Source organism: Arthrobacter sp. W4I7, from assembly GCF_030816215.1.
GTDB lineage: Bacteria > Actinomycetota > Actinomycetes > Actinomycetales > Micrococcaceae > Arthrobacter > Arthrobacter siccitolerans_A.
On the sequence record NZ_JAUSXU010000001.1, the window covers coordinates 3,749,571 to 3,774,942 of the forward strand.

At 65.7% G+C, this 25,372-nt stretch carries 24 protein-coding genes, 1 tRNA gene and 1 riboswitch; of the genes, 15 read left to right on the plus strand and 10 right to left on the minus strand.

Annotated features, from left to right (window positions below):
- Positions 1-66: 66 nt before the first annotated feature.
- Positions 67-2,295, minus strand: a complete 2,229-nt coding sequence (locus tag QF047_RS16880) for a RecQ family ATP-dependent DNA helicase (protein ID WP_307279433.1) — start codon at positions 2,293-2,295, stop codon at positions 67-69.
- A gap of 119 nt (positions 2,296-2,414) precedes the next feature.
- Between QF047_RS16880 and QF047_RS16885 the strand changes: the two genes are divergently transcribed.
- The 4 genes from QF047_RS16885 (at position 2,415) to QF047_RS16900 (ending at position 6,147) form a co-directional block, all read left to right on the plus strand.
- Complete coding sequence (locus tag QF047_RS16885; RefSeq protein ID WP_307279435.1) at positions 2,415-3,833, plus strand: phosphomannomutase/phosphoglucomutase; 1,419 nt, start codon at positions 2,415-2,417, stop codon at positions 3,831-3,833.
- A 7-nt stretch (positions 3,834-3,840) separates the two neighbouring features.
- Complete coding sequence (locus QF047_RS16890; RefSeq protein ID WP_307279437.1) at positions 3,841-4,341, plus strand: hypothetical protein; 501 nt, start codon at positions 3,841-3,843, stop codon at positions 4,339-4,341.
- Between the two features lie 12 nt (positions 4,342-4,353).
- Complete coding sequence (locus QF047_RS16895) at positions 4,354-4,803, plus strand: Rrf2 family transcriptional regulator (RefSeq protein ID WP_307279439.1); 450 nt, start codon at positions 4,354-4,356, stop codon at positions 4,801-4,803.
- 183 nt (positions 4,804-4,986) lie between these two features.
- Positions 4,987-6,147 carry a globin domain-containing protein gene (locus QF047_RS16900; RefSeq protein ID WP_307279441.1) on the plus strand — a complete coding sequence of 387 codons (1,161 nt, stop codon included), beginning with the start codon at positions 4,987-4,989 and terminating at the stop codon, positions 6,145-6,147.
- A gap of 97 nt (positions 6,148-6,244) precedes the next feature.
- Here the strand turns inward: QF047_RS16900 and QF047_RS16905 are convergent, their stop codons facing one another.
- The gene (locus QF047_RS16905) at positions 6,245-8,071 is read right to left on the minus strand and encodes a phosphoenolpyruvate carboxykinase (GTP) (protein ID WP_307279444.1); all 1,827 of its coding nucleotides are present in this window, start codon (positions 8,069-8,071) and stop codon (positions 6,245-6,247) included.
- A 277-nt stretch (positions 8,072-8,348) separates the two neighbouring features.
- Here QF047_RS16905 and QF047_RS16910 point away from each other — a divergent pair.
- From QF047_RS16910 to QF047_RS16935, 6 genes are all read left to right on the plus strand, one after another.
- A tRNA-Arg gene (locus QF047_RS16910) sits at positions 8,349-8,422 on the plus strand.
- A gap of 182 nt (positions 8,423-8,604) precedes the next feature.
- Complete coding sequence (locus QF047_RS16915) at positions 8,605-10,059, plus strand: NAD(P)/FAD-dependent oxidoreductase (protein ID WP_307279445.1); 1,455 nt, start codon at positions 8,605-8,607, stop codon at positions 10,057-10,059.
- 66 nt (positions 10,060-10,125) lie between these two features.
- Positions 10,126-10,827, plus strand: coding sequence for an ABC transporter ATP-binding protein (locus QF047_RS16920; protein ID WP_307279447.1), 702 nt, complete (start codon positions 10,126-10,128; stop codon positions 10,825-10,827).
- Positions 10,824-12,860 carry a YhgE/Pip family protein gene (locus tag QF047_RS16925; protein ID WP_307279450.1) on the plus strand — a complete coding sequence of 679 codons (2,037 nt, stop codon included), beginning with the start codon at positions 10,824-10,826 and terminating at the stop codon, positions 12,858-12,860. Before QF047_RS16920 ends, QF047_RS16925 begins: the two co-directional genes overlap by 4 nt.
- Complete coding sequence (locus tag QF047_RS16930; RefSeq protein ID WP_306638074.1) at positions 12,857-13,528, plus strand: TetR/AcrR family transcriptional regulator; 672 nt, start codon at positions 12,857-12,859, stop codon at positions 13,526-13,528. The genes QF047_RS16925 and QF047_RS16930 overlap by 4 nt, the downstream gene beginning before the upstream one ends.
- 17 nt (positions 13,529-13,545) lie before the next feature.
- The gene (locus QF047_RS16935; protein WP_307279455.1) at positions 13,546-14,253 is read left to right on the plus strand and encodes a hypothetical protein; all 708 of its coding nucleotides are present in this window, start codon (positions 13,546-13,548) and stop codon (positions 14,251-14,253) included.
- A 27-nt stretch (positions 14,254-14,280) separates the two neighbouring features.
- Here the strand turns inward: QF047_RS16935 and QF047_RS16940 are convergent, their stop codons facing one another.
- Positions 14,281-14,808 carry a histidine phosphatase family protein gene (locus QF047_RS16940; RefSeq protein ID WP_307279457.1) on the minus strand — a complete coding sequence of 176 codons (528 nt, stop codon included), beginning with the start codon at positions 14,806-14,808 and terminating at the stop codon, positions 14,281-14,283.
- Between the two features lie 376 nt (positions 14,809-15,184).
- On the minus strand, positions 15,185-16,051 hold the full coding sequence (locus QF047_RS16945; protein WP_306638070.1) for a winged helix-turn-helix domain-containing protein: 867 nt from the start codon (positions 16,049-16,051) through the stop codon (positions 15,185-15,187).
- Positions 16,052-16,741: 690 nt separating this feature from the next.
- On the opposite strand from QF047_RS16945, the gene QF047_RS16950 reads away from it, so the two are divergent.
- From QF047_RS16950 to QF047_RS16965, 4 genes are all read left to right on the plus strand, one after another.
- Positions 16,742-17,482, plus strand: coding sequence for a response regulator transcription factor (locus QF047_RS16950; protein ID WP_306638069.1), 741 nt, complete (start codon positions 16,742-16,744; stop codon positions 17,480-17,482).
- 7 nt (positions 17,483-17,489) lie between these two features.
- The gene (locus QF047_RS16955; RefSeq protein ID WP_307279460.1) at positions 17,490-18,992 is read left to right on the plus strand and encodes a HAMP domain-containing sensor histidine kinase; all 1,503 of its coding nucleotides are present in this window, start codon (positions 17,490-17,492) and stop codon (positions 18,990-18,992) included.
- A 127-nt stretch (positions 18,993-19,119) separates the two neighbouring features.
- Positions 19,120-19,270: riboswitch (cyclic di-AMP (ydaO/yuaA leader) on the plus strand.
- 5 nt (positions 19,271-19,275) lie between these two features.
- Positions 19,276-20,007 (plus strand): hypothetical protein, encoded by a 732-nt coding sequence (locus tag QF047_RS16960; RefSeq protein ID WP_307279462.1) that lies wholly within the window; start codon positions 19,276-19,278, stop codon positions 20,005-20,007.
- Between the two features lie 48 nt (positions 20,008-20,055).
- On the plus strand, positions 20,056-20,499 hold the full coding sequence (locus tag QF047_RS16965) for a YdeI/OmpD-associated family protein (protein WP_307279464.1): 444 nt from the start codon (positions 20,056-20,058) through the stop codon (positions 20,497-20,499).
- On the opposite strand, the gene QF047_RS16970 is transcribed toward QF047_RS16965, so the two are convergent.
- The 4 genes from QF047_RS16970 to QF047_RS16985 form a co-directional block, all read right to left on the minus strand.
- On the minus strand, positions 20,480-21,160 hold the full coding sequence (locus QF047_RS16970) for an HAD-IA family hydrolase (protein ID WP_307279466.1): 681 nt from the start codon (positions 21,158-21,160) through the stop codon (positions 20,480-20,482). The two genes, QF047_RS16965 and QF047_RS16970, sit on opposite strands and share 20 nt — an antisense overlap.
- 88 nt (positions 21,161-21,248) lie before the next feature.
- Entirely contained in the window at positions 21,249-21,623 is a 375-nt protein-coding gene (locus QF047_RS16975; RefSeq protein ID WP_306638061.1) for a glyoxalase superfamily protein, read from the minus strand.
- A 45-nt stretch (positions 21,624-21,668) separates the two neighbouring features.
- On the minus strand, positions 21,669-22,304 hold the full coding sequence (gene upp, locus QF047_RS16980; RefSeq protein WP_079598319.1) for a uracil phosphoribosyltransferase: 636 nt from the start codon (positions 22,302-22,304) through the stop codon (positions 21,669-21,671).
- A 42-nt stretch (positions 22,305-22,346) separates the two neighbouring features.
- Positions 22,347-23,195, minus strand: coding sequence for a phosphatase PAP2 family protein (locus QF047_RS16985; RefSeq protein WP_307279472.1), 849 nt, complete (start codon positions 23,193-23,195; stop codon positions 22,347-22,349).
- 61 nt (positions 23,196-23,256) lie between these two features.
- On the opposite strand from QF047_RS16985, the gene QF047_RS16990 reads away from it, so the two are divergent.
- On the plus strand, positions 23,257-23,763 hold the full coding sequence (locus tag QF047_RS16990; protein WP_307279475.1) for a nucleoside deaminase: 507 nt from the start codon (positions 23,257-23,259) through the stop codon (positions 23,761-23,763).
- A gap of 93 nt (positions 23,764-23,856) precedes the next feature.
- Here the strand turns inward: QF047_RS16990 and QF047_RS16995 are convergent, their stop codons facing one another.
- Together QF047_RS16995 and QF047_RS17000 are read right to left on the minus strand one after the other, a co-directional pair.
- Positions 23,857-24,966, minus strand: coding sequence for a glycosyltransferase family 4 protein (locus tag QF047_RS16995; protein WP_307279478.1), 1,110 nt, complete (start codon positions 24,964-24,966; stop codon positions 23,857-23,859).
- 3 nt (positions 24,967-24,969) lie between these two features.
- The gene (locus QF047_RS17000; RefSeq protein ID WP_306638057.1) at positions 24,970-25,368 is read right to left on the minus strand and encodes a 6-carboxytetrahydropterin synthase; all 399 of its coding nucleotides are present in this window, start codon (positions 25,366-25,368) and stop codon (positions 24,970-24,972) included.
- Positions 25,369-25,372: the final 4 nt, after the last annotated feature.

Genomic DNA, 25,372 nt, shown 5'->3' on the forward strand with positions numbered 1-25,372 from the left:
GGCGCGTCCGCTGCCCTTGCATCCGCTGCCGTTGCGTCAGCCGGCCTCATGTCAGCCGGCCGCGTGTCAGCCTGCCTGGGCCAGCACCAGCGGCAGGACGGCTCCCGCACCGGCCTGCCGAAGGGCACGCCCGGCGACCGTCAGGGTCCACCGGCTGTCCGCCAGGTCATCAATCAGCATCACGGACTGGCCGTTGAGGCCTTCCAGTGCAGCATCGAGCTCAGGCCCCACCACCAGGCGGTCCCAGACTCCCGCCAGCCGGTAGGCGCTGTTGCCTCCGCGGCTCCCGGTGGGGCCGCCGTGCGCCAGCTGCAGCCCGCCGAGGTAGGGGATTCGCCCGATCTCTGAGATTCCCCGGGCCAGGGACTCCACCAGTTGCGGTTTGCTTCGGGACGGGATACTGACGATGGCAGCCGGCCTCCCGGCTCCGCTCCAGCCCGGCGTGCGGGCGTCGCCGGTACCCCATTCGCGCAGGACCTGCACGCAGGCCTGCAGCATGCCCGGATCCACGGACCGGTCCTCCGCTCCGGCGGCGAAGAGTTCACGCAGCGCGCCGCCCCAGCCAAGGTCGGTCAGCCTGGCCAGGACGCGACCCTCGGCGAGACCCTCCCCCGGCTTGAGCTTTCCCTTGACCGGAACGCCCAGCCGGTCCATGCCGCTGGGCCACTGCAGGCGGGCCTCCAGGACACCGCCGGCCCTGCTGAGCGTCTGGCTGGCCGCCTGTGTGGCAGCATCCGCGATTTCGGACGGGAACCACCGGCCGGCGCAGTTGTCGCACCGGCCGCAGGGCCTGGCGGTTTCGTCATCGAGGACGGAGGTAATGTATTCCATCCGGCAGCCCGCGGTGTCCTGGTAGATCACCATGGAGTCCTGTTCGTCCACCCGTGCCTCGGCGATTCGCCGGTACCGCTCGGCGTCATAGATCCATGGCTGCCCGGTGGCCCGCCATCCGCCGCCCACCCGTTCCACGGCGCCGTCAACGGACAGGACTTTGAGCAGCAGTTCCAGAGGGGTGCGGCGCAGGTCAACCCGCGCTTCCAGGGCGACAGTGGAGAGCGCTGTTCCGGCCTCACCCAAGACATTAAGGACCGCCGCGGCCTTCTCTTCAGAGGGCATGGAGGCGGTGGCAAAGTACTGCCAGATGTCCCGGTCCTCCGCGCCGGGGAGCAGCAGGACGTCCGCATTGGCTGCGCCTCGGCCGGCACGGCCCACCTGCTGGTAGTACGCCACCGGGGACGACGGCGCCCCAAGGTGGACCACAAAGCCCAGGTCCGGTTTGTCGAAGCCCATGCCGAGTGCGGAGGTGGCCACCAGGGCCTTGACCTGGTTGTCCTTCAGCAGCTGCTCGGCACGCTCCCTGTCCGCCGGGTCCGTACGGCCGGTATAGGCCAGCACGTGGTGGCCGGCTTCCGCGAGGAGCCGTGCAGTGTCCTCGGCAGCAGACACGGTCAAGGTATAGATGATGCCGCTGCCGGGAAGATCGGCCAGATGCGTCAGGAGCCAGCCCAGGCGCTGCTTCGAGTCGGGCAAAGACAGGACGCCCAGCCGCAGGGAATCACGCCCCAGGGCACCGCGGATGGTGAGCACCGCGTCCCCGAGCTGCTCCTCGATGTCATGCACCACCCGGGAGTTGGCCGTGGCCGTGGTGGCCAGAACCGGAACGGTATCCGGCAGCTGGGTGATCAGGTCCGCGATGCGGCGGTAATCAGGGCGGAAGTCGTGGCCCCAGTCGGAGATGCAGTGCGCTTCGTCGATCACCAGCAGGCCGGTCCGCCGGATGAGCTCCGGCAACTGGGTTTCCCGGAAGGACGGATTGGTGAGCCGCTCCGGGGAAACCAGCAGGACGTCCACCTGGTCCGCGGCGAGCTGTTCACGGACGGTGTCCCACTCCAGCTGGTTGGCGGAGTTGATGGCAACGGCACGGACCCCCGCACGGGCAGCGGCAGCCACCTGGTCCCGCATCAATGCCAGGAGGGGTGAGACGATGAGCGTGGGCCCGGCACCCCGGCGGCGCAACAGCAGGGAGGCCACAAAATAGACGGCGGACTTGCCCCAGCCGGTGCGCTGGACCACCAAAGCCCGCCGGCCGCCGTCGACCAGTGCCTCAATGGCCTCGAACTGACCCTCATGGAAGGCAGCCTCCGGATGCCCCACGAGTTCGCGGAGAACCTCAAGTGCCTCCCGGGAGGTTGCGGTGGCAGAGACGGGGCCGCCGGACCGCGCCGCGCCCGGCAAGGGCTCTTCAAAATCACGGGCAGGCTCAGAAGTTGCTGTGGCGTACTGGTTATCGACCATTGATTCAGTATCCCAGCCGCCCCTGACACCCGCCCACACGAGCAGCTGCTATGTGGAAACGCACAGGGCTTAGGCGCCTCATCCACCGCCATTTCGACGGTCCACGTAAGATAAAGCCCGTGACTAGCGAAAAGACAACGACTTTTGACCTCTCGGCTTCCTTCAAGGCGTACGACGTCCGCGGCATCGTGGGCGAGTCGATAACAGCCGAGATCGTCGAAGCCGTGGGTGCAGCGTTCGTGGATGTCCTGCAGCTCCAGGGCCAGACGATCCTGGTGGGCGGGGACATGCGCCCCTCCTCCCCCGAGTTCAGCAAAGCGTTCGCCAGCGGTGCGGCAGCCCGCGGTGCCAACGTCGAACTCCTGGACCTGATCTCCACCGACGAGCTCTACTTCGCCTGCGGTTTCCTGAACCGCGCCGGTGCCACCTTCACCGCCAGCCACAACCCTGCCGGTTACAACGGCATCAAGATGTCCAAAGCCGGCGCCGTCCCCATCTCTTCCGAAACCGGCCTTAAAGATATTCAGGCCCTTGCCGAGCAGTATCTCAACACGGGCTCCATCCCGGAGGTGGGCCAGCGCGGGCAGATCAGCGTCCGCGACGTGCTCCAGGATTACGCCGAGTACCTCCGCAAACTCGTGGACCTGTCCGGCTCACGCCCGTTGAAGGTGGTGGTGGATGCCGGCAACGGCATGGCCGGCCTGACCACCCCGGCAGTCCTTGGTGACGCCCTGCTGCCCAAGCTGCCCCTGGACATCGTTCCGCTGTATTTCGAGCTGGACGGCTCGTTCCCCAACCACCCGGCCAACCCGCTGGAGCCGGAAAACCTTCGCGACCTGCAGGCCGCGGTACTCCAGCACGGTGCAGACATCGGCCTTGCCTTCGACGGCGACGCCGACCGCTGCTTCGTGATTGACGAGAAGGGCGAGCCCGTCTCGCCATCGGCAATCACCGGCATGGTTGCCCGCCGCGAAATTGCCCGCGCCAAGGCGATGGGCGAAGCAACGCCAACGATCATCCACAACCTCCTCACTTCGCGTGCCGTGCCCGAGCTGGTGGAGAACGACGGCGGCCGGGCCGTACGCACGCGCGTTGGCCACTCCTTCATCAAGGCAGTCATGGCGGACGAAGGAGCGGTGTTCGGCGGCGAGCACTCAGCCCACTTCTACTTCCGCGACTTCTGGAACGCGGACACGGGCATGCTGGCGGCGATGCACGTCCTGGCAGCCTTGGGCGAGCAGGACGGGCCGTTGTCGGAGCTGGGCCGCGAGTACGAACCGTACGTATCGTCCGGCGAAATCAATTCCGAGGTGGAGGACAAGGCAGCAGCCGTGGAGCGCGTGCGCGTCGCTTTTGCCGGCGAAGACCTGACCATTGACAAGATGGACGGCAGCACCTTCACAGCCAACGACGGCAGCTACTGGTTCAACCTGCGCCCGTCAAACACCGAACCATTCCTCCGCCTCAACGTTGAAGCCACGAACCGTACGAGCATGGAGCGGGTCCGCGACAGCGTCCTGTCCCTCGTGCGGGCCTAGCCCCCGCATGGCTGAGGACAACAGACTGGACTCCGGATCAGCTGCCGGCGGGACGGGGTCCTGGCGGGATTCCGTCCCGGAAAGCACTGCCACCGATCTTGAGAACCTGCTGGGGACGGGTATCAGTGCCGCCCAGGAGCAGCTCCAACGCAACGGCGGCTTCCTGCCCTTTGCCCTGACGGTGCAAAACGACGGCGAAGTCCGCCTGGTTGCCGTGACGCCCGCGGATGCGGAAGAAGGCTCGGACGGCGATTTCGACGCCGATGGCATGATCAGCGACCTCACCGCCCTGCTGCGGCAGAACCGGAATGACTTCCGGGCTGCGGCCGTGGTCTGTGACATCCTCCTTGTGGAGGATGAGTCGGATGCCATCCATGTGGCAACGGAGCACCGCGAAGGCCAAGTCTTCGCGGCGGTGCTGCCCTACTCAGCGGACGCGGTGACCCGGGCGTGGGAGTTCGGCGAGCTTGCGGCTGATGCCAGCGAGCCAACCATCTGGGTGGACTAGACCGGACTGCCCATGAAAATCAACGCTTTTGCCGACGTGAGTCTGAGGGCGCTAATGGTGCTGGCCGCCGCTCCCGGCGGCACGCTGCTCACCACACAAAACATCGCCGATACCGTGGGAACCCCTTACAACCACGTCAGCAAGGCGATGGCAAAGCTGAGGAACCTCGGGCTGATTGAGGTGGAGCGCGGCCGGACCGGCGGCTCCCGGCTAAGCCATGCCGGCCGGGTTGCCACCGTGGGACAAATCCTCCGGCAGCTCGACACCAGGACGGACGCGGCAGAGTGCATGGCCCCGGGCGGCAACTGCCCGCTCATCAATGAATGCAAGCTCCGCTCCGCCCTGTCACGGGCGCGCGAGGCCTTCTACCGCGAGCTCGACAGCGTGGTGATCGCGGACCTTCCGGTCTCCCGGCAAATGGAACCCGTCTTCGAAATGATCGGCCTCCGGCCCGGGCTGTAGCCTCTGGTCCCACAGGCTCCTGACCGCAGAATTCCCTGCACAGAACCCGCATGTCGCCGCGCCGACGCGCGATTTGGTTGCAACTTCTACAACGTGTAGAACATTGGATATGAATACACGCATTTCTAATGCAGGTATTCAATAAGGCCGGACGAAGGCCCCGGCCGCTACTCAGGAGTTCCTATGCTCTCGGACAAATCCCGCGCTGTCATCGAGGCCACGCTGCCGCTCGTCGGTTCCCGCATCGGCGCCATCACGCCCAAGTTCTACCAGCGGCTCTTCGCCGCCCACCCCGAACTCCTGGACGGTGTCTTCAGCCGTTCCAACCAGCGCTCAGGCAACCAGCAGCAGGCGCTGGCAGGCAGCATCGCGGCCTTCGCCACGCACCTCGTCAACAACCCGGGCACCCTCCCCGAGACGGTCCTGTCGCGCATCGCCCACCGCCACGCCTCGCTGGGTATCACGGAGCCGCAGTACCAGGTGGTGTACGAGCACCTGTTCGCGGCCATCGCCGAAGACCTGGCGGAGGTCATCACGGCCGAGATCGCCGAAGCGTGGACTGAGGTGTACTGGCTCATGGCCGACGCCTTGATCAAGCTCGAAAAGGCCCTCTACGCAGGCCAGGCGAACGACAAGATGTGGATGCCGTGGCGCGTGGCCGCAAAGACCGCCGCCGGGGCCGGATCCATGACCTTCACCCTTGAGCCGGCGGACGGGACCCCGGTGACGCCGGCCCTCCCGGGCCAGTACATCAGCGTCAAGGTGGTCCTGCCCGAGGGCCTGCGCCAGGTGCGCCAGTACTCCCTGTCCGGGGAGGCCGGGACCAGCCGCAGCTTCACCACCAAACTGGACGACGGCGGTGAAGTGTCGCCTGTACTTCACAACGACGTGCAGGTGGGCGACATCCTGGAGATTTCCAACCCGTACGGTGAAATCACCCTCAAGGACGGCGACGGCCCGGTGGTGCTTGCCTCCGCAGGCATCGGATGCACTCCCACGGCCTCGATCCTTCGCGCACTGGCGGAGGCCGGTTCTGACCGGCAGGTGCTGGTGCTCCACGCGGAAAGCACCCTGGACAACTGGGCGCTGCGCAGCCAGATGACGGACGACGTCGAAAGCCTGGCCGGTGCCGAGCTGCAGCTCTGGCTGGAACAGCCGGAGGCGGGCGCGCGGGAAGGATTCATGTCGCTGCGCGAGGTGGACCTTCCGGCCAATGCGTCCCTGTACCTGTGCGGCCCGTTGCCGTTTATGAAGAGCATCCGCAATGAGGCCATCAACGCCGGCATCCCGGCTACGCGGATCCACTACGAGGTATTCGGCCCGGACATCTGGCTGGCTTCCTGATGATTTAGTAGGAGACACAACGACCGCGGCCCCGCACCTTTCCATTGAAAGGTGCGGGGCCGCGGCTGTTCTTAATACGCCGTTGTACCTAAGAGGGTTAGCCCAGCCGGGACTTCAGGGTGGCGAGCTCCGACTGGAGCGCGTCTGGCAGCGAGCCGCCGAAGTTGGCGAACCAGTCCTCGATGGAGGCGAGTTCCGCAGCCCATTCGGTGGGGTCCACCTTGACGGCTTCCTCCACCTGGGCCGGGGTCATGTCCAGGCCTTCGAGGTCGATGGAGTCGCCGGTGGGGACGAAGCCGATAGGGGTCTCCACGGCATCAGCCTTGCCCTCGAGGCGCTCGATGGCCCACTTCAGGACGCGGGCGTTGTCGCCGAATCCGGGCCACGCGAAGCCGCCCTCGGAGTTCCGGCGGAACCAGTTGACCAGGAAGATCTTGGGCAGCCGCTCCGGGTTGGCCTTCGCGGACAGGTTGACCCAGTGGTTCAGGTAGTCGCCGGCGTCGTACCCGATGAACGGCAGCATGGCCATCGGATCACGGCGGACCACACCCACGGCACCCGCTGCGGCGGCAGTGGTTTCCGAGGAAAGGGTGGCGCCCATGAAGATGCCGTTGGACCAGCTGCGGGCCTCGGTGACCAGCGGGATGGTGGTCTTGCGCCGGCCGCCGAACAGGATGGCGGACAGTTCAACGCCGTTGGGGCTGTGGTACTCCTCGGCCAGCATGTCGATCTGGTCGATGGGGGTGCAGAAGCGGGAGTTCGGGTGGGCTGCCGGCTTGTCCGAATCCGGCGTCCAGGAGTTGCCCTGCCAGTCGGTCAGGTGTCCCGGGGTTTCCTCCGTCATGCCCTCCCACCAGACACCGCCGTCGTCGGTCAATGCCACGTTGGTGAAGATGCTGTTGCCCTTGGCGATGGCACGCATGGCGTTGGGGTTGGTGCCCCAGCCCGTGCCGGGAGCGACGCCGAAGAGGCCTGCTTCCGGGTTGACGGCGCGCAGCTCGCCTTCCTTGCCGAACCGCATCCAGGTGATGTCGTCGCCAAGGGTTTCGACCTTCCAGCCCTTGATGGTGGGATCGAGCAAGGCAAGGTTGGTCTTGCCGCAGGCGGACGGGAAGGCGGCGGAGACGTAGTACGTCTTCTGTTCCGGCGAGGTGAGCTTGAGGATGAGCATGTGCTCGGCCAGCCAGCCCTCATCGCGCGCCATGACGGACGCGATACGGAGGGCGTAGCACTTCTTGCCCAGCAGGGCGTTGCCGCCGTAGCCCGAGCCGAAGGACCAGATGGACCGCTCTTCGGGGAAGTGGACAATCCACTTGTCCGGGTTGCAGGGCCAGGAGACATCGGCCTGGCCGGCTTCCAGCGGGGCACCCAGGGAGTGCAGGGCGGGAACGAAGAAGGCGTTTGTTTCGGTGATGCGGTTCAGGACATCGGTGCCAATGCGGGCCATGATGCGCATCGAGGCGACAACGTAGGCGCTGTCCGTGATCTCGACGCCGAACTTGGGGTCCTCGGCGTCAAGGTGGCCCATGACGAACGGGATGACGTACATGGTGCGGCCGCGCATGGAACCGGAGAACAGCCCGCGCAGCTTCTCCTTCATCTCGGCCGGGGGCATCCAGTTGTTCGTGAAACCGGCGTCGTGCTTGTTTTCGGAGCAGATGAAGGTTTGCTCCTCCACGCGGGCTACGTCCGCGGGATCGGAGAACGCGGCAAAGGAGTTGGGGAAGAGGTCCTGGTTGAGCCGGGTCAGCGTTCCCGCAGCCACCAGTTCGTCCGTGAGGCGGGTGTTCTCCTCTTCGGAGCCGTCAACCCAGTAGATACGTTCCGGCTGCGTAAGCTCAGCAACCTCTTCGACCCATGCCAGCAGGCCGGCATGTGTGGTGGGTGCGTTGTCAAGCAGCGGCTTCTGCGCCAGATCGCCCATTTCGGTTCCCTTCCTCGGGTTCATCGGTGTGTGCTAAATGCTATGGTCCGGACCACTGGAGTTTTTTGGACGTATGCTGACGTTTTAGGGCCGCCGAAACGCACTTCCGCGCCAAATCAAGGAATTTCACTCCAATTATCCGTGAATAAGTGACGAAGGTCACCTATACCGGTCTAGTTGCGGAGATTACATGCCTCCCGATTTGGCATCACCGCCAACCCTCGCGTAAAGTAATTCGAGGTTCAGGGAGAGCGGTTCTTCCCCCGGAACACAAGATGCGCCCATAGCTCAGCTGGATAGAGCGTCTGTCTACGGAACAGAAGGTCAGGGGTTCGAATCCCTTTGGGCGCACAAACAAGGTCCGCACCGGTTCGCCGGTGCGGACCTTTTGCGTTGCACCACGGGATCGGGGTGCGCCGGTCCTGGTTTAGGTTCAGCCCCGACTTGCCCGCCGCCAGCTTGCCCTGCCGTGGCCTGCCGGCCGCCCTGCTCACCGCACGTTTCCCGCCGCCCGCCCGGCGTAGGCTTTCCCCATGATGCCCGAGGCAGTTTTGCGTGAATTTGATGTTGTGGTGATCGGCGCAGGCGCCGTAGGGGAAAACGTAGCAGACCGGGTGGTCCAGGGCGGGCTCACAGCGGTGGTGGTGGAAGCGGAACTGGTGGGCGGCGAGTGCTCCTACTGGGCCTGCATGCCGTCAAAGGCCCTGCTCCGCCCCGGCACGGCCCTCCATGGGGCGCAGACGTTGCCAGGGGCCAAGGAAGCAGTGACCCGTACCCTCGATGCTGCAGCGGTCCTGAAGTTCCGGGACTACATGACGTCCAACTGGCAGGACGACGGCCAGGTGAAGTGGCTGGAGGATACGGGCATCGAACTCATCCGCGGCCATGCCTGGCTCACGGCGCCCAAGTCAGTGGAGGTAACCGGGCTGGACGGCAACTCCTACCAGCTCCAGGCCCGGCACGCGGTGGTGCTGGCCACCGGTTCCGCCCCCAACACTCCCCCCATTGAGGGACTTCAGGACGTCCAGGTGTGGAGTACCCGCGAGGCCACTTCCGCCAAGAAGGTTCCGGACCGCCTGGTGGTGCTCGGCGGCGGCGTCGCCGGGACGGAACTGGCTCAGGCCTTCGCCCGGCTGGGTTCCACCGTGACGCTCGTGGCGCGCAGCGGGCTGCTGCGAAGCTTCCCGGCGGAGGCTGCCGGGCTCGTCGCGGCAGGCCTGCGCGCGGACGGCGTGGAGCTCCGGCTCCACACGGTCACGGACAGCATCAGCGAGAACGACGACGGCACCTTCAGCCTGCAGCTTGGTGACGGTTCCAGCGTGGCAGCGGACAAAGTCCTGGTCGCCACAGGCCGCCATCCCGCCCTGGAAGGACTCGGGCTGGAGAGGGTGGGCTTTGAGCCGGACGAGGCAGGGCATCTGAAACTCACGGCGGATAATTCGGGCCTGGTTGAAGGGGCCTGGGGAGAGGAACCCTGGCTATATGCCGTGGGCGATGCTGCCGGCAAGAACCTGTACACGCACCAGGGAAAGTACGAGGCACGGGCCACCGGAGACGCTATCGCCGCCCGCGCCAAGGGGGAACTGGCCGGCGTCGCGCAGGATTGGAGCCGCTTCGCCCAGACCGCCAACGAGCACGCAGTGCCGGGTGTTGTCTTCACAGATCCCGAACTCGCCGCGGTGGGCCGCACGCTGGAGGCTGCGCAAAAGGACGGCTACAACGCCTCCTCCGTGGAACTGCCTATCCAGGTATCGGGGTCCTCACTTCATTCCGAGAATTACGAGGGCTGGGCTCAGCTGGTTATCGATGAGGACCGCAGAGTCCTGCTGGGCGCCACCTTCGCCGGGCCGGATGTGGCAGAACTGCTGCATGCAGCGACCATTGCAGTGGTGGGCGAAGTGCCACTGGACCGGCTGTGGCATGCCGTTCCTTCGTATCCCACCATCAGCGAAGTCTGGCTCCGCCTCCTCGAGAAGTATGGATTGTAGGGTTATTTGAACTGACTGGTCAGTTTAGATACACTGGGTGGAGCAATCTTCCGCGAAAGGCCCTTCTTGCTCTTAGCTCAGCAGCTCCATGTCCGCGGCCGCCGCGACCCCCTGCTACCGGTCACTTCGCTCCAGCTCAGCCGGGGCGAACTGATGCTGGTAGCCGGGGAACGCCAAGAGCACCGCACAGCGCTGGCACTGGTTCTCAGCGGCCGGATGAAGGCCACCAGCGGATCCGTCAGCTGGGACGGCAACCGCGGGATCAGGAGGGTACGGATGGCCAGTGCCCTCGTGGATGCTCCCGGCGTCAATGAGCCCGAGCGGCACCTCAGCGTCCGGGATCTGGTAACGGAGGACCTGGCCCTGATTCCCCGCCGTTACCGTGGAGCCCTGCTCAGCAACCCGTGGCTCAAGGTGAACAGCTTCGAGGACATCGCGGACCAGTGGATCGAGCAGCTGGACCCCTTGCGCAGGCTGGAGCTCCTGACGGCCCTGGCGCTGGCCAACCCGCACACGGACCTGCTGGTGGTGGACTCCCCCGACCGGCACAGCGCCGACGCCGCCAATTGGCTGCCCCTTCTGGAGCAGCTTGCGTCCGACGCCGGGAGGCCGCTCGCCGTCGTGGCCACCGTGGGTTCCCTGCCGCCGTCGTGGTCAGGCTCCTTCGCCAACATTGGCAATGCGGAAGCCGCCACCGAAGCCCGCGCCGTGCCGGAGAGCCCCGTGGATGCCCAGGAATTTGAAGTCGAGACCGAGGATGCCAAGTGACTGTACTGCGGCTGGCCCGCTCAGAACTCAAGCGGATGACCGGCGGGCTGCTGCCGAAGCTGACCATCATCGCACTCGCCATGGTCCCCCTGCTGTACGGCGCGGTGTACCTCTACGCCAACTGGGATCCCTACGGCAACCTGGACCAGATCGACGCAGCCCTGGTGGTTGATGACGCCGGGGCCACCGCCAGCGACGGCACCGGACTCCAGGCCGGCTCGAAGGTTGCCGACAGCCTGGTGGAGGGCAACGTCTTTCACTGGATCCCGGTGGCCAGCGGGCAGGAGGCCGACGAGGGGGTCAGCAGCGGCAAGTACGCCTTCGCATTGAAGATCCCGGAGGACTTTTCCGCCCACCTTGTCTCCCCCGGCAGCTTTGACTCCGCCAGCCAGGCGATGCTCAACGTGACCACCAACGACGCGAACAACTACCTCCTGAGCACCATTGTGGACAAGCTGACCACCGCCGTACACAGCACCGTCGCCGCAGACGTGGGCGAAGAGACCGCCAACCAGCTGCTCACCGGCTTTGGCACCGTCCACACGCAGATGGTCAAGGCAGCCGACGGCGCCGGCAAGGTTGCCGAGGGAGTGGCCGCGCTTCGGGACGGGACAGCCACCCTGCATGTCGGAACCACCAGCGTGGCCGGCGGCGCCGACGAGCTCTACGCCGGGCAACTGAAGCTGCGGGACGGCGCCAACCAGCTGACCGGCGGCGCGGGCCAGCTGAGCAGCGGGCTGTCCGTCCTGAAGGACAAGACTGCCACCCTGCCCAGCGATTCGCAGACCCTGGCAGCAGGCGCCGCGCAGGTGGCTGCCGGCAACGCCCAGCTGAACACCAAAGTCCAGGACGTGGCCGCCCAACTGGAGGCAGCCGACCAGGGCCTCCGCACGCGCGTGGTGGAGTCAAACGCCAGGCTCATCGCCAGCGGCGTCCTCACCCAGGCCCAGGCGGACAGCATCCTGGCTGACTTCGACGCAGTGGCTGCCTCAAGCCCCTTAGCAGCCGCCAAAACGAAGATCCAGACCGACTCTGCCCAGATCCAGCAACTGGCGGACGGCTCCGAGGCCGTCAGCGTGGGCGCGGCCCAGCTTGCCGCCAGCACCCCTGCACTGAAGGAAGCCATTGTGCAGGCTTCCGGGGGCGCTGACCAGCTTCATACGGGTGCGGCAACGCTGGCCACCGGCGAGCAGGCAGCCGTGGACGGCGCCGCCGCCCTGGCCCAGGGGGCACACCAGGTGGACGACGGCACGGCCCAGCTCGAACAGGGTGCGGGCACGGCTGCCGAAGGTTCACGGACGCTGGCGGACGAGATCGGCAAGGGCGCGGGGCAGGTTCCGAACCCGGACGACGCCCAGAAGAGCAACCTGTCCCGGGTGATGGCCGATCCGGTGGCGGTCAGCAACGTTTCGCAGGCAAAAGCCGGCTCCTACGGCGCCGGACTGGCACCGTTCTTCCTCACCCTCGCGCTCTGGATCGGCGTCTTTATGCTGGTCCAGGCCATGCGGCCCCTTACGCAGCGGGCTCTGTCCTCCAATGCCCGGTCCTGGAAGATCGCCGCCGGAGGCTGGTTGCCCTTCTTCGCGGTCTCCGTGGCACAGGCGACCCTCCTCACCCTGGTGGTTAACCTCGCGTTGGGCCTGGATGCCGCCCATCCGGTCCTGATGTGGCTCTTTATGCTGGCCGCGGCCATGGCCTTCAGCGCCATCATCCAGGGAATCGTGGCGCTGCTGGGCTCCCCCGGCAAGCTGGTGGTGCTGATCCTGCTGGTCTTGCAACTGGTTTCCTCCGGCGGCACGTTCCCCTGGCAGACCACGCCGCAGCCCTTGCATGTAGTCCACGAGATCCTGCCGATGGGCTACGTGGTCACCGGGATGCGGCATCTGATCTATGGCGCGGACCTGTCCATGATCGTCCCCACAGTGGTCGGTCTCCTGGGTTACACGGCCCTGGGGCTGGCGATGTCCACGCTCGCGGTCCGCAAGGGGAAGTTCTGGACGCTGAAGACGCTGCAGCCGGAGATCGCAGTATGACTTCCACCCAGCCGGACCCCGCGGATCCGGAGCAGGCTAAAAAACTGCGCCCTGCCCGGACCACAGCCACCCGGCAGAAGCTGTTCGACGCTTCCATGGAGCTGATTGGTGAGCGGGGCGCGGCCGGTGTGACCGTTGATGAGATTGCGGCAGCTGCAGGCGTATCCAAGGGGACTGTCTACTACAACTTCGGCAGCAAATCGGACCTGATTGCGCAGCTGCTGCGGCACGGCGTCGATATCCTCAAAGGGCGGCTGCTGGATGCACCGGATGAGGCCGGCACTGCAGCCCCTGCCGCTGATCCCTTGCTGGCCATGGAAGGCATGATTGGGCAGGCCATGGACTTCATGGCGGAATACCCTTCCTTCGCCCGGCTGTGGATGAGCGAGAACTGGCGGACGCCCAGCGAATGGCAGGGAACGTTCACCCTCCTGCGCGCAGAGCTCCTGGAAGTCATCGGGGATGCTGTTGAAAAGGTTGCCAGGGCTTACCCGGTGGACCAGTCCGTCGCGCGCGGCAGCCTGGAGACAGCGATCTTTGGCGCCTGCTTTGTGGTGGGGCTGGACCGGCAGACGTACAACCCCGAGCGGACCCGTGACCAAAGTGTTGCAGCAATCATGGCGATCATGCGCGGCTACGTCCTGAAGGATGCCCCTCCTCGGGGATGATTGTGCACATGCGTCATATGGGGAACAGCGGAAAGTTTGCCGTCATCACCGGCATGGTGGCTGCGGGGCTCCTGATCCTCACGGGCATGACGCTCGCAGAGCCTGTATTCGTGGCGTTCCTGGGTGTGCTGGCGCTGGCCTATGTTGCCTGCATCGTGGAGGTCCTGCGGCGGCGGCGGTATGTGATGCTGGCGATCGCCGGCATTTCCACAAGCCTCGCCCTTGCGGGATCGCTGGCGTTCCTGAGTACCTGGGAGCTGGCGTTCACCGACCAGTCGTCGCTCTTCGGCACGCCGCTGCCCACCGACGACCCCGATAACTACTTCTTCCTGGCCGCACTCTCGCTGCTGGCTGCGCTCACCTCGCTCTTCCTCGGCGCCGCCTGGCCGGGCCGCCAGCGCCCGATCGCGCGGGTTGCTCCTGGACGTGCTGCTCCTGGGCGGGCTGCTCTTGCGCGGGCCTCCTCCCGGAGCGGAAACGGTGCGCGTGGAGAGGCGCCCGCGCGGCGCCAGGGCGGGGCGGGAACTTCGCAGCAGCGCACCTCCTCGGCCGGACGCGCGCAGGTGCGGCAGCCGACATCGTCCGCCCGGCAGGTGCCCCAAACACAAAGTGCCGCCCGGCAGACTCCCCCGCGGCAGAGCGCGGCAGGCCAGAGTTCCTTGCGGCAGAGCGCGGCAGGGCAGAATGCCCGGCAGCCTCCGCGGCGTCCGGCCCCGAAGAAGTAGGGTCCGGCGCCGAAGAAGTAACCGGCCTTAGTGCGCCCGCGGGACCTTGAATTTTGTGATCCGCGCATCCTGTCCGTCCAGTTCCGCCCACGATTTCTCGGTTTCGAGGACGGTGAGGGCGCTCGTAGGGTATCTCGTTGCGGCTTCCATGTAGGCGTCATGGTCGGAGTCGCGTGAGGCCAGGTGCATGGCAAGATCCTGCACGCCGGGCAGGTGCGCAATCAGCATGAGTGTTGTGACCGTGTCCGGGACGTGGTTGACCACGGCGAGCATGCGGAGCGCGGAGGCTGCGTAAAGGCCGTCTTCCAGCTTGGGCGTGGGCGCTTTATCCCCCAGTTCCGAGCACACCCAGGTGCAGGTCTGCCGGGTGCGAAGGGCGCTGGAGCACAGGATGAAGTCGGGCACGATCTTGTGTTTGAGGAGCCACCGCCCGGCCAACGGTGCCTCACGGTGGCCGCGTTCTTCCAGCGGACGATCATGGTCAGCCACCCCGCCCGGCCAATCGGCCTTTGCATGGCGCATGATCACAAGGCGTCGAAGATGGTGCTCACTCATGGCCCAAGCCTATAACCCGCCAAACCGACTCTGCGCCGGCAAACAACGTCACGCAGAGCACGCTTTTGGCACCGAAGGTGAGCAAGAACCGCCTAAATCCAGGAGTCAGCAAAGTCCAAGACTCCAAAAGCAAGCTCCGAGTGACGCAGCCCCGGCCTTCAACCAGCCGCGGAGGCAAATGCTCGGAGAGGCTGGGTAAACGCCAAAGGCGGCACATCCCGAAAGCGCCGTTATCGCTGGGCCCACGCCGCCAGGGTTCCCTGGCCGAGCTTGCGAGGCGAGGGCGGCGGTGGGGAGGTACGAGCGCAGGCGCCGAAGGATGGCCCGCGAAAGCGAAAGCGCCCGCCCCGAGTGGGATAGGCGCCTTCGAGGAGTCCTAGATCGAGTATTCCGGAGCGGCCCAGACAACGACTTCGGGGTGCTCGTAGAAGCGGTAGCCCTGGCCGCGGACGGTGCGCACGGTGTTGGCGAGGCGGCCAAGCTTGGAGCGGAGGCGGCGGATGTGAACGTCGATGGTGCGCTCGTTGGGCACTTCTTCGGCGTTGCGCCACAGGCCTTCGAGCAGTTCGTCGCGGCCCACAGTGCGGGTGCCGTTTTCCACGAGGTAGTTCAGCAGTTCGAACTCTTTGAAGGTCAGGTTCAGGGATTCGCCGTCGAGGTGCACTTCGCGGCGTGCAAGGTCGATCAGGACGCCGGAGGGGCGCGGTTCCTGCGGCTGCTGCGGCCGGGGGGTCTCAGTGCGCTGCCGGGTGTTGACGGTGGGGTCCCCGAAGGTGGACCGGACGACGTCGAGCGCTGAGCCGGGCGTGCCGGCGGGAGCCACTGCCACAGCGGCGTAGCTCTCGGCGCCCGTCACCAGGGACTGGGCGTAGGCGCGGATCTCCTGGGCGAGCTTGGCGATGGAGGTCCCTGCGGCAGCCGCAGTTTCCTCATCGATGCCCATGTAGAGGACAAAGCCGCGCGCCACGTTGTCGTTGGCCACCGGGCGGACAGTGCTGGGCCCGGCCACGACGGGCGTGGGAGCAGTCACGGGCGCGGATTCAGCCGGAGTGACGGCACGGAGCTGGCCGTAAGAGTTGGGGTTGTAGCCCTGGGGTGCGTATCCAGAGGCGGGGAAGCTGCTTCCGGGAGCGGAGGGCGCAAGCGACGGGCGCGGCGCGAAGCCGGGGCGGAGGCCGGAAGGCTGTCCAGCCTTGGCGGCGTTACGGACCGAAATGTGGACGTATCCGGATGCAACTGTCATGTTTGGTTACCTCAATGTGAATGGCCGTCATCGCGGCTCGAATGCTGGGTTCCCCGCAATGGAAAACTGGGGAGGGACGCCCGACGCTGGGCTGGGGGCGAATGCCTGGAGAACTTCGAGGGGTGGGAAGATCAGGCGTACATTCGACAACAGCGCATGTCGGCAGCAGCGGATGTGCTGGGCCAATAGTCTGCGGCTGCAGGTGCTGTTGAGTTCTTGTTCACAATGGAAGTGTGCAGCGTAACAATGCTAACTTGCAAGTAACAATGGACCATTTAGTCCGCATAATGAGACAAAATCAGCTTTTGTGTTGTAGATCACGATTCTTGAGTGCGGCCAGAACGGCGTTCATTATCCTGCTTCTGGGGCCCAGAAAGCCCGCAAAGGGAACTTAATTCGGCCAGGGGCTTGCTTTGCGTCTTTTTCTTCAAATACGTGTGGAATACCAAAATCCCCTTCCCGGAGTGCGTCGCTGTCCAGCGGCACGCCGACGTCACAGCGAGAATTCAGCCCCGGTTTTGCACCCGATGAGCAGCGGCGGGGGCAGGAAGGGCGCTAGGCTTTCCCTCCGCCGCACCCGCTGCCTTGCGCCACATCCGCTTTTCGCATCCAGCTGGCTAGGCTGGGATTCACAGCCGGGACACAGGAATCCCAAAGCCCGGGCTAAACGAGTGATCGGAGAGTTGTTCCATGGCCACACCGCACTCCATGACAAACAACCTTCCCCAGCTCACCCACCCGGACGGATCCCCCATCCGCGCCCTGGTGGTGGACGACGAGCCAAGCCTCTCAGAACTCATGAGCATGGGCCTGCGGATGGCCGGCTGGTCTGTCGCCGTAGCGGCCGACGGGCCGGAGGCTGTGAAGCTCGCCAAGGACTTCCGCCCGGACGTCCTGGTTCTCGACGTCATGCTGCCCGGGTTCGACGGCGTTGAGCTGCTGGGAAGGATCCGCGCCTTCGCGCCCGAGGTCCCGGCGTTGTTCCTGACAGCCAAGGACGCTGTGCAGGACCGGATCGTGGGCCTGGCGGCCGGCGGCGACGATTACGTCACCAAGCCGTTCAGCATGGAGGAAGTCCTCCTGCGGTTGCACCGCCTGGTGCAGCGTTCCGGGGTGGCCGCCATGGATACGGCTGAGCTGGTGGTGGGTGACCTGGTCCTGAACGTCGATACCCGCGAGGTGACCCGGGCGGGCGAGGAACTCCAGCTCACGGCTACCCAGTTCGAATTGCTCCGCTACCTCATGGAGAACCCCAAGCGGGTAATCAGCAAGGCGCAGATCCTGGACCGCGTCTGGGACTACGACTTCGGCGGCCAGGCCAACATCGTGGAGTTGTACATCTCCTACCTGCGCAAGAAGGTGGATGCCGTGCACCCGCCCATGATCCACACCGTGCGCGGGGCCGGGTACGTCATCAAGCCTGCCGAGTAGGCGCACCATGGCCTTGCAACAGGCTGCGCCGCACCGCCGGAGCTGGCTCAAGCCCAATACCTGGCATTTGCGCACCCGCCTCATCCTCCTTGCCATGACTCTGCTGATCGCCATCTGCGGTGCAGTGGGCGTGGTCAGCTATGCCTCAATGGACGCCTTCCTCACCCGGCAGCTCGACGAACAGCTCAGCCAGGCCGCGGACAGGTCGAACGATCCGGGCCGCCCGCCCATGGGCGGCTTCAATGGAAGGGACCCGCTGGACGCCCGTGGCCAGAGCGTGGGAACCCTGAACGCCCGCGTGCTCAACGGGCAGGTCAACAGCGCCGGCTTCCTCGCCTCGGACACCACCCGCTCGCCGCTGTCCGCCGAGGACAAGCAGGCGCTGCTGGACCTTGCCACGGACGCGCAGCCGGTGGACCGCACCCTCTCCAACGGTGATTACCGGTTGATAGCCGTGAAAACGAATTACGGGGATGTGCTGGTGACCGGACTCCCCCTCGCCACCAAGGAGAGCACGCTTACGTCCCTGGTGTGGACTTTTGTGTTCGTCTCCTTGGGCGGCCTGCTGCTCATCGGGCTGGTGGGAACGGTGCTGATTCGCCGCACCATGAAGCCCCTGGAGCAGCTGTCAGAGGTGGCAACCCGCGTTTCACAGCTGCCGTTGGACGCCGGTGAAGTGGCACTTGCGGTGCGGGTGCCGCCGTCGAACTCAAATCCGGGAACGGAAGTGGGCAGCGTAGGCCACGCGCTCAACCTCATGCTGGACAACGTGGCCAACGCGCTGCAGGCGCGGCAGAGGAGCGAAACCAAGGTGCGACAGTTTGTGGCCGACGCCTCGCACGAGCTGCGCACTCCCCTGACCGCCATCCGGGGCTACACGGAGCTGATGCGGATGACGGAGAATTTCACTCCCGACGGCGAAAAATCGTTGGCCCGCGTGCAGAGCCAGTCTGAGCGGATGACCGCCCTGGTGGAAGACCTGCTGCTGCTGGCCCGGCTCGATGAGGGCCAGCCGCTCAAGCTCACCGAGGTGGACCTTACGCAACTGGTGATTGAGGGAGTCAGCGACGAAAAGGTGATGGCGCCGGGCCATAACTGGCGGCTGGAGCTTCCGGACGAGCCCGTCGTGGTCAACGGCGACGCCTCCCAGCTGCGCCAGGTCCTGATGAACCTGCTCTCGAACGCACGCAAGCACACTCCCCCGGGGACCACAGTGGTCACAGGGGTTGGAAAGTCACCTGAAGGGGCGGCGGTAGTAACCGTAACGGACGACGGCGGCGGCATCCCTGCCGAGTTCGTGGACCATGTCTTCTCACGCTTCGCCCGCGCAGACGCGGCACGAAAGGGAGCGGGAGACCAGGCTGGAGCCTCCGTTGCCGAAGGTACCAGCGGTCTGGGCCTCTCCATCGTGGAATCCATTGTTGAGGCGCACGGCGGAAGGGTAACGGTGACGTCACAGCCGGGACGCACACAGTTCGCCCTGCAGCTCCCACTTCCGCAGGTCTCGTAGCAAGGCGACGCGCCGCCGTCGTGATCTCTGTTACCAAAATGTGACTTGTGCTCCGAATTCCTGTACCGTCGTTTAGGTACGGTTCCCGTTCGGGCCGTATATCCGGATGACGCCAAGCTCTGCCACTTCCCGGATTTCTCTTGAACCAAGGCAGAGGCGGGGGACCCACCGTCCCGGGCACTATTGCCCTTGGGGTTAAGCCAACACGTGATTCTTTCCGTGTGGCCGGATGCCCTCATCCGAACCCGACAGCTAACTCCGCAGGTGTGAGAGGCGATTCATCATGTCCAAATTCCTGGTTAAACCGCGCCCGAAATCCGGGCCTGCACCCCACGCCGGACGCGAAGCCGGCAAACTCCCCTTCATCGGCAAGCGCGCGGCTGTACTTGCCGCATCCGCTGCACTCCTCGTAGGAGTGGGAGCGGCCGGACAGGCTACCGAATCCAGCATCCGGGTTGCCGCCACTGAAACCAAGGCCGCTGAAGCGCAGTCCAACCTCAGCATTGAGAAGAGCGAAATCCGGGCCAACCCGGCGCCTGCCCCGGCGGCCGAGGAGATTGCAGTGGCCCCGCAGGCGGCAGAGCCGGCACCGGCGGCAGCGCCTGAACCGGCACCAGTCCCCGTCCCCGAAGCAGCACCGGCCCCGGCTCCCGAGCCCGCCCCGGCGCCTGCCGCCGCTCCTGAGCCGGCACTCGTCGTCGCGGTCAACGACCCCGCCGGCGCCCAGGCTTACGCCGCTGGCCAGCTTGCCAGCTACGGCTGGGCTCCGGACCAGATGCAGTGCCTGCAGACCCTGTGGACCAAGGAGTCCGACTGGACCACCACGGCCACCAACTCAAGCAGCGGCGCCTACGGCATCGTCCAGTCCCTGCCTGCTGAAAAGATGGCGAGCGCCGGCCCGGACTATCTCACCAACTACCGCACGCAGATCAACTGGGGCCTGAATTACATCCAGGAGCGCTACCAGTCACCTTGTGGCGCCCTGAACTTCCACCTGTCCAACAACTGGTACTAAGCACACAAAACCTTTTGGAGCGGCGGGCTGCCCGGCATACTGTCATCCATGAGGTTCACCACCACTATCCAGGGCAGCGGAAACAAGACCGGCATCGAAGTTCCCGAAGAGGTTCTTGCAGCCTTGGATGCGGGCAAGCGGCCGCCTGTGGTGGTGACCATCAACGGCAAGAGCTATCGCAGCAGCATTGCGGTGATGGGCGGGCAGAACCTCATCTCGCTGAGCGCAGCCAACCGGGACTTCGTCGGGGCAGCCGCTGGCGACACCGTGGACGTGGACGTGGAACTGGACACCCAACCCCGGATTGTGGAAGTTCCCGAGGACCTCGCGACAGCGATGGCCGCCGAACCGGCAGCCCAAAAGTTCTACGCGACGCTGAGCTTCAGCGCCCAGCGCCGGTACGTTGAGCCGCTGGGCGATGCCAAGACGCCCGAAACCCGGTCGCGCCGCATTGCCAAGGTAGTGGCGGACCTCAAAGCCGGAAAGAAATAACCGTCCTGCTGTCGTCGTCCTTGCCGGTTTCGACGACGACTGCGCTGTAGTCCTGGATGTGCAGTACGCCGGCGGGCAGCGGGCCGGTGTTCGGCCCCACGGCCACCGTCCGGATGCCAGCGGCCACCCCTGCAGCGATTCCCGCCGGAGCGTCTTCGAACACCACTGCGTCCGCAGGATCCACGCCAAGGTTGGCCGCCGCCTTCAGGTATCCCTCGGGATCCGGCTTGCCGCGCGTCACCAGTTCAGCTGTCACTGCGATGGCAGGCATCGGCAGGCCGGCGGCGTTCATGCGGATGTCGGCCAGGATGCGGTCAGCGGACGTGACCAGGGCGACGGCGTCCGGCGGCAGGGCTGCGAGCAGGCTCGCGGCGCCGGGCAAGGGCACGATGCCTCGAGTCCGGACGCGCTCCATCGCCCCGAGTTCCGCCGTCAGGGCCGTCACGTCGGCACCGGCCGGCGCAAACCGGGTGACTGTATCGAGAGCCTGGACGCCGTGCGAGGTCCGCAGAATTTCCCCGAGGTCCAGTCCGTAGCGCGCCGCGAACTCACCCCACACCTGCTCCACCACTGCAGTGGAATCGACCAGGGTGCCGTCCATGTCAAAGAGGACGGCCCCGCAAGTCAGTGTCCGGATTGCTGCAGGGGTGGAAGCATTCATGGTTTACATTCTGCCCCAGGCTCCGGGGGTCCCAGCTTAGGCCGTGGATCCCGGAGGCCGCCCCTGAGCCGTGCTGGCCCGCTGCGGGTCAGCTTTCGCGGCCCGGGATGTACTGGACCGCCCATCTGTTCCCGTCGGGATCAGCAAAGTACACGAAGTGGCCCCAGGCCTGCACGTCCACGTCGCTGACGTCCACCCCGTTGTTTTTCAGGTACTGGTGCGCGGCGTGGATGTCGCTGACCACCAGCTGGAGATTCGAACCGGTGCCGGGAGGCGCGTCCGTGAGCCCTTCCCCGATGCAGATCGAGCAGGCTGAGCCGCGGGGCGTCAACTGCACAAAGCGGATGGAGTCAGAGGGACGTTCATCGAAGTCCGCGTTGAATCCCACCTTGTTGACGTAGAAATCCTTGGCGCGGTCCACGTCCGACACAGGGACAAACACAAGTTCCAGTTTCCAGTCCATCCGCAAAGGCTAGCGGCGGGACGCGGAATGGAAAAGGCTTGAGCGCTACCCTGCGATGCCGTAAAGCCGGTCGCCGGCGTCCCCGAGGCCGGGAACGATGTACGACTTCTCGTTGAGCTTTTCGTCGATGGAGGCCAGGACGATGGTGACGTTCGCGCCGGACAGTTCTTCCTCCAGCTTGGCCAGGCCTTCCGGGGCGGCCAGGAGGCAGATGCAGGTCACGTCGGAGGCGCCGCGCTTGAAGAGGAACTTGATGGCTTCGCGCAGGGTCCCGCCGGTGGCCAGCATCGGGTCCAGGACGAAGATCTGCCGGTCCGTGAGGTTTTCCGGAAGGCGTTCGGCGTAGGTGATGATGTCCAGGGTCTCCTCGTCCCGGGCCATGCCAAGAAAGCCGACCTCCGCGGTGGGAACGAGTTTGGTCATGCCCTCGAGCATGCCCAGCCCGGCCCGCAGGATGGGGACCACCAGCGGCGTGGGCTTGGTGAACGCGGTACCCACGGTGGTGCTGACCGGAGTTTCGATGGTGACGGGTTCGGTGCGGACCTCGCGGGTGGCCTCATAAGCGAGCAGGGTGACCAGCTCTTCCGTCAACTGCCGGAAGACCGGGGACGGAGTGTTTTTGTCCCGGAGGACGGTGAGCTTATGGGCGACCAGGGGGTGGTCCACAACGAGAGTGCGCATGGGTCAAAACTATCACCCGGTTGTTGGGCACTTGCCTGCCCGTCAACCGCCTGTGCCGGACCGGGAGGAGCCGCCGTCGCTCCTTCCTGAGGTGCCGCCGTCGGACCCTGCCCTAGTGTCCGCGCCCTGCTGGGTCTCGCCGGTATGGTCCTCGCGGATGACGGGATGCTCGAACGTGGGGGCCGGCCCGGCGTGCTCCCGCCTCCGGATGAGATGGAACAGCCGGTGGGCCAGGATCACCATGCACACCCAGGCGAGCCCGAGGAACCACCCGGCCATCACGTCCGTGAGCCAGTGGTGCCCCAGGAAGACGCGGCTCAATCCCATCGCGATGATGAAGATGACGCCGGCGGTGATGGCCGTGATCCTGGCCCAGAGGATCTGGAACTGCAGGCACGTGATGTAGACCAGGACACCAATCACCACGGTGGTATTCAGGGTGTGGCCGCTCGGGAAGGATGGCGTTGACTCGTAGGGCGGGACTGCTTCTGAGTGGTCGGGACGGGTCCTGCCTACCAGCCGCTTGCCGAGCGTGGTGGCGAGGGTGGAAACCAGCGCTGCACCGCCCACCAGGACGATGGGACGCCAGGTCCGGCTCAGGAATGTCAGCCACGCGGTGAGGATACTGGCGAAGATGGGCATTCCGATTCCGCCGCCCACGTTGGTGAACCCCGTGACGAAGGCATCCACGTCCGGACTCCGCAGGGTTTGTGAGTATTCCAGGGCAGGAATATCCAGGTTGGCCAGCCCTTCGTCATCCACCACGTTGGAATATACCTCGGCGCCCAGCAGGGCCAGGGTGAGAACCACGGCCCCGCCGATGATCATGGTCAGCCACAGTGCGGCATATGGCTTGATCCACAGGTCCAAGCGGTCTCGGACGGAGCTCATTATGCCTCCCGGCGGATGTACGTCACGGGCTCAAGGTATCCTTCGAAACTATCATTGAGCCATGGTCTCCGCAGAAAAGGATCAAGATGCGTGGATGGGCCTTGCCCTGGCGGAGGCACGCCGTGCCCTGATGACCGAGGATGTGCCGATCGGCGCCGTGGTCATAGGGCCCGACGGCGGCGTGCTGGGTTCGGGGCGGAACCAGCGCGAGGAACTGGGCGACCCTACCGCCCATGCCGAGGTGGTTGCCATCCGAGAGGCGGCTGCCCGGCTGCGGGAGACGCGGATGGCCGAGGGCGGCAGCGGAGACGGCTGGCGGCTGGCGGACTGCACCTTGGTGGTGACGCTGGAACCATGCGCCATGTGTGCCGGCGCGATAGTCCTGGCGAGGATCCCCCGCGTAATTTTTGGGGCCTGGGACGAGAAGGCCGGCGCCGCGGGTTCGGTGTTCGACGTCCTCCGTGAGCGGCGGCTCAATCACTGGGTTGAGGTTTACGCCGGGGTGCGCGAAGCCGAATGCGGCGCGCTGCTGCGGGACTTTTTTATGGGGCACCGCACGCAGATTTAGGCCTCTGCTGTTTGTCGGGCTGGCTTTCCGCACGCTGTTACTGAGTGCGTGCTGCTCTTGTCTTCCTGTGCGGGCACGGGCATCCCCCTGTTGTCACTCCTGCGCCGGGTCCTCAGAGCTTGCGGGCTTGGATACTGCGTCGAGCACAAGCGCGGCCGTCTGGTCCCACCCCGGCAGTCTGTTCCTTGTTTGCAGGGCTGCCGCCCGCCACGTGTCCCTGGTGCCGCCGTCCTGCAGCCAGTCCCGCAGCACCCCAGCCAGCAAGGCGGGGTTTTCCGGGTCATCACTTCCCGCAAAATGCACTGCCGTTCCGGGCAGCCGTCCGCTGTTGCCTTTGTCCGGTGCTGCAAAGCTCAGGGCCTCCACAGCGCCGGTCCCTGCCCGCACCGCCACCGGAATACCGTGTGCCAGCGCTTCCGTGACCACCATGCCGAAGGCCTCAGCCCTGGAAACCAGAACGCTGAGGTCTGCGCGGTTCCACTCGTCTTCGAGAGCCTGGCCCTTCAGTTCACCCGTTATGCGCACCCGGCCTTCCAGCCCGTGGGCGGCCACAGCTGCGCGCACAAGCCCTGCATATCCGGGGTCCGCCTCGTCTGATCCGACCAGCGATGCAGACCATGCAAGTTCCTGGATGCGGGCCAAAGCTTCGACCACCAGCACCTGCTCCTTGTTCGGCAGGAGCGCGGCCACGGTAAGGATGTGCGGCGGAGCCGAGCCTTGCGCCAGCCGCGCGCTGTCAGTCCCGGGCAGGGCGACGCGAAGCCCCCGCAGCCCGTGCCGTGCTGCCAGGATGTCGGCCGCCCAACTGCTGGTGCAGATCACTCCCGCTGCCGCGTGAAGGGCCCGGGCCTCGCGTTCCAAGGATTCGGCACCCGACTCTTCAGGCACGGGCATGTGGACCAGCACCCACGTTTCCTGCCCCGCCTTTGCCGCAAATTCCAGCTCGTCAGGGACGGCCACGGCGACGAGCCCGTCCACGATCGCCACTGCAGCCTCTGGTCCCGCTTCCGGTCCCCAGGCGCCGATGAGGCTGCCCAGCCGCCGTCGTTCTTTTGCAGTGGACTCCGGCCAGGAACCTTCGACGGGAAGCACTTCCACTTCGGCACCCAAAGCCCGCAATCCCGCCACCAGCTGCGCGTTGTAGGCATTGCCGCCGGAGTTATGGCGGATGTTGGCGGGCACAAGCAGCCGAAGGTGTCGCATGGATCAGGCGGCGGTAAGGTCCAACGAGTATGTTGCCCAGGCGTCGGGGTTCTCCCGCAAGGTGACGTCGATACCGGCCAAGTGGCCGCCGTCGTGGTCATCCTTCACCTTTTCCGCCACGGACCTTGCAATGTACTCCGCCAGCGCCTCGGTGGTGCTGAGCTTGCCTTCGAAATCCGGGTGTTCGTCCAGGTTGCGGTAGTTCAGGCCGGCCAACACCTCCTCGATGATGGTTCCCGCGGCGCCGATGTCCAGGACAATCGCGTTGTCATTGAGGGTCCGACGGCGGAACGCGACCTCCGCGACAAACGTGGCCCCGTGCAGGGCCTGGGCCGGGCCGAAAGCCTCCCGGGGAAGGCTGTGGGCGATCATAAAATGGCGGCGGACGGTCAGGCTGAACATTTGG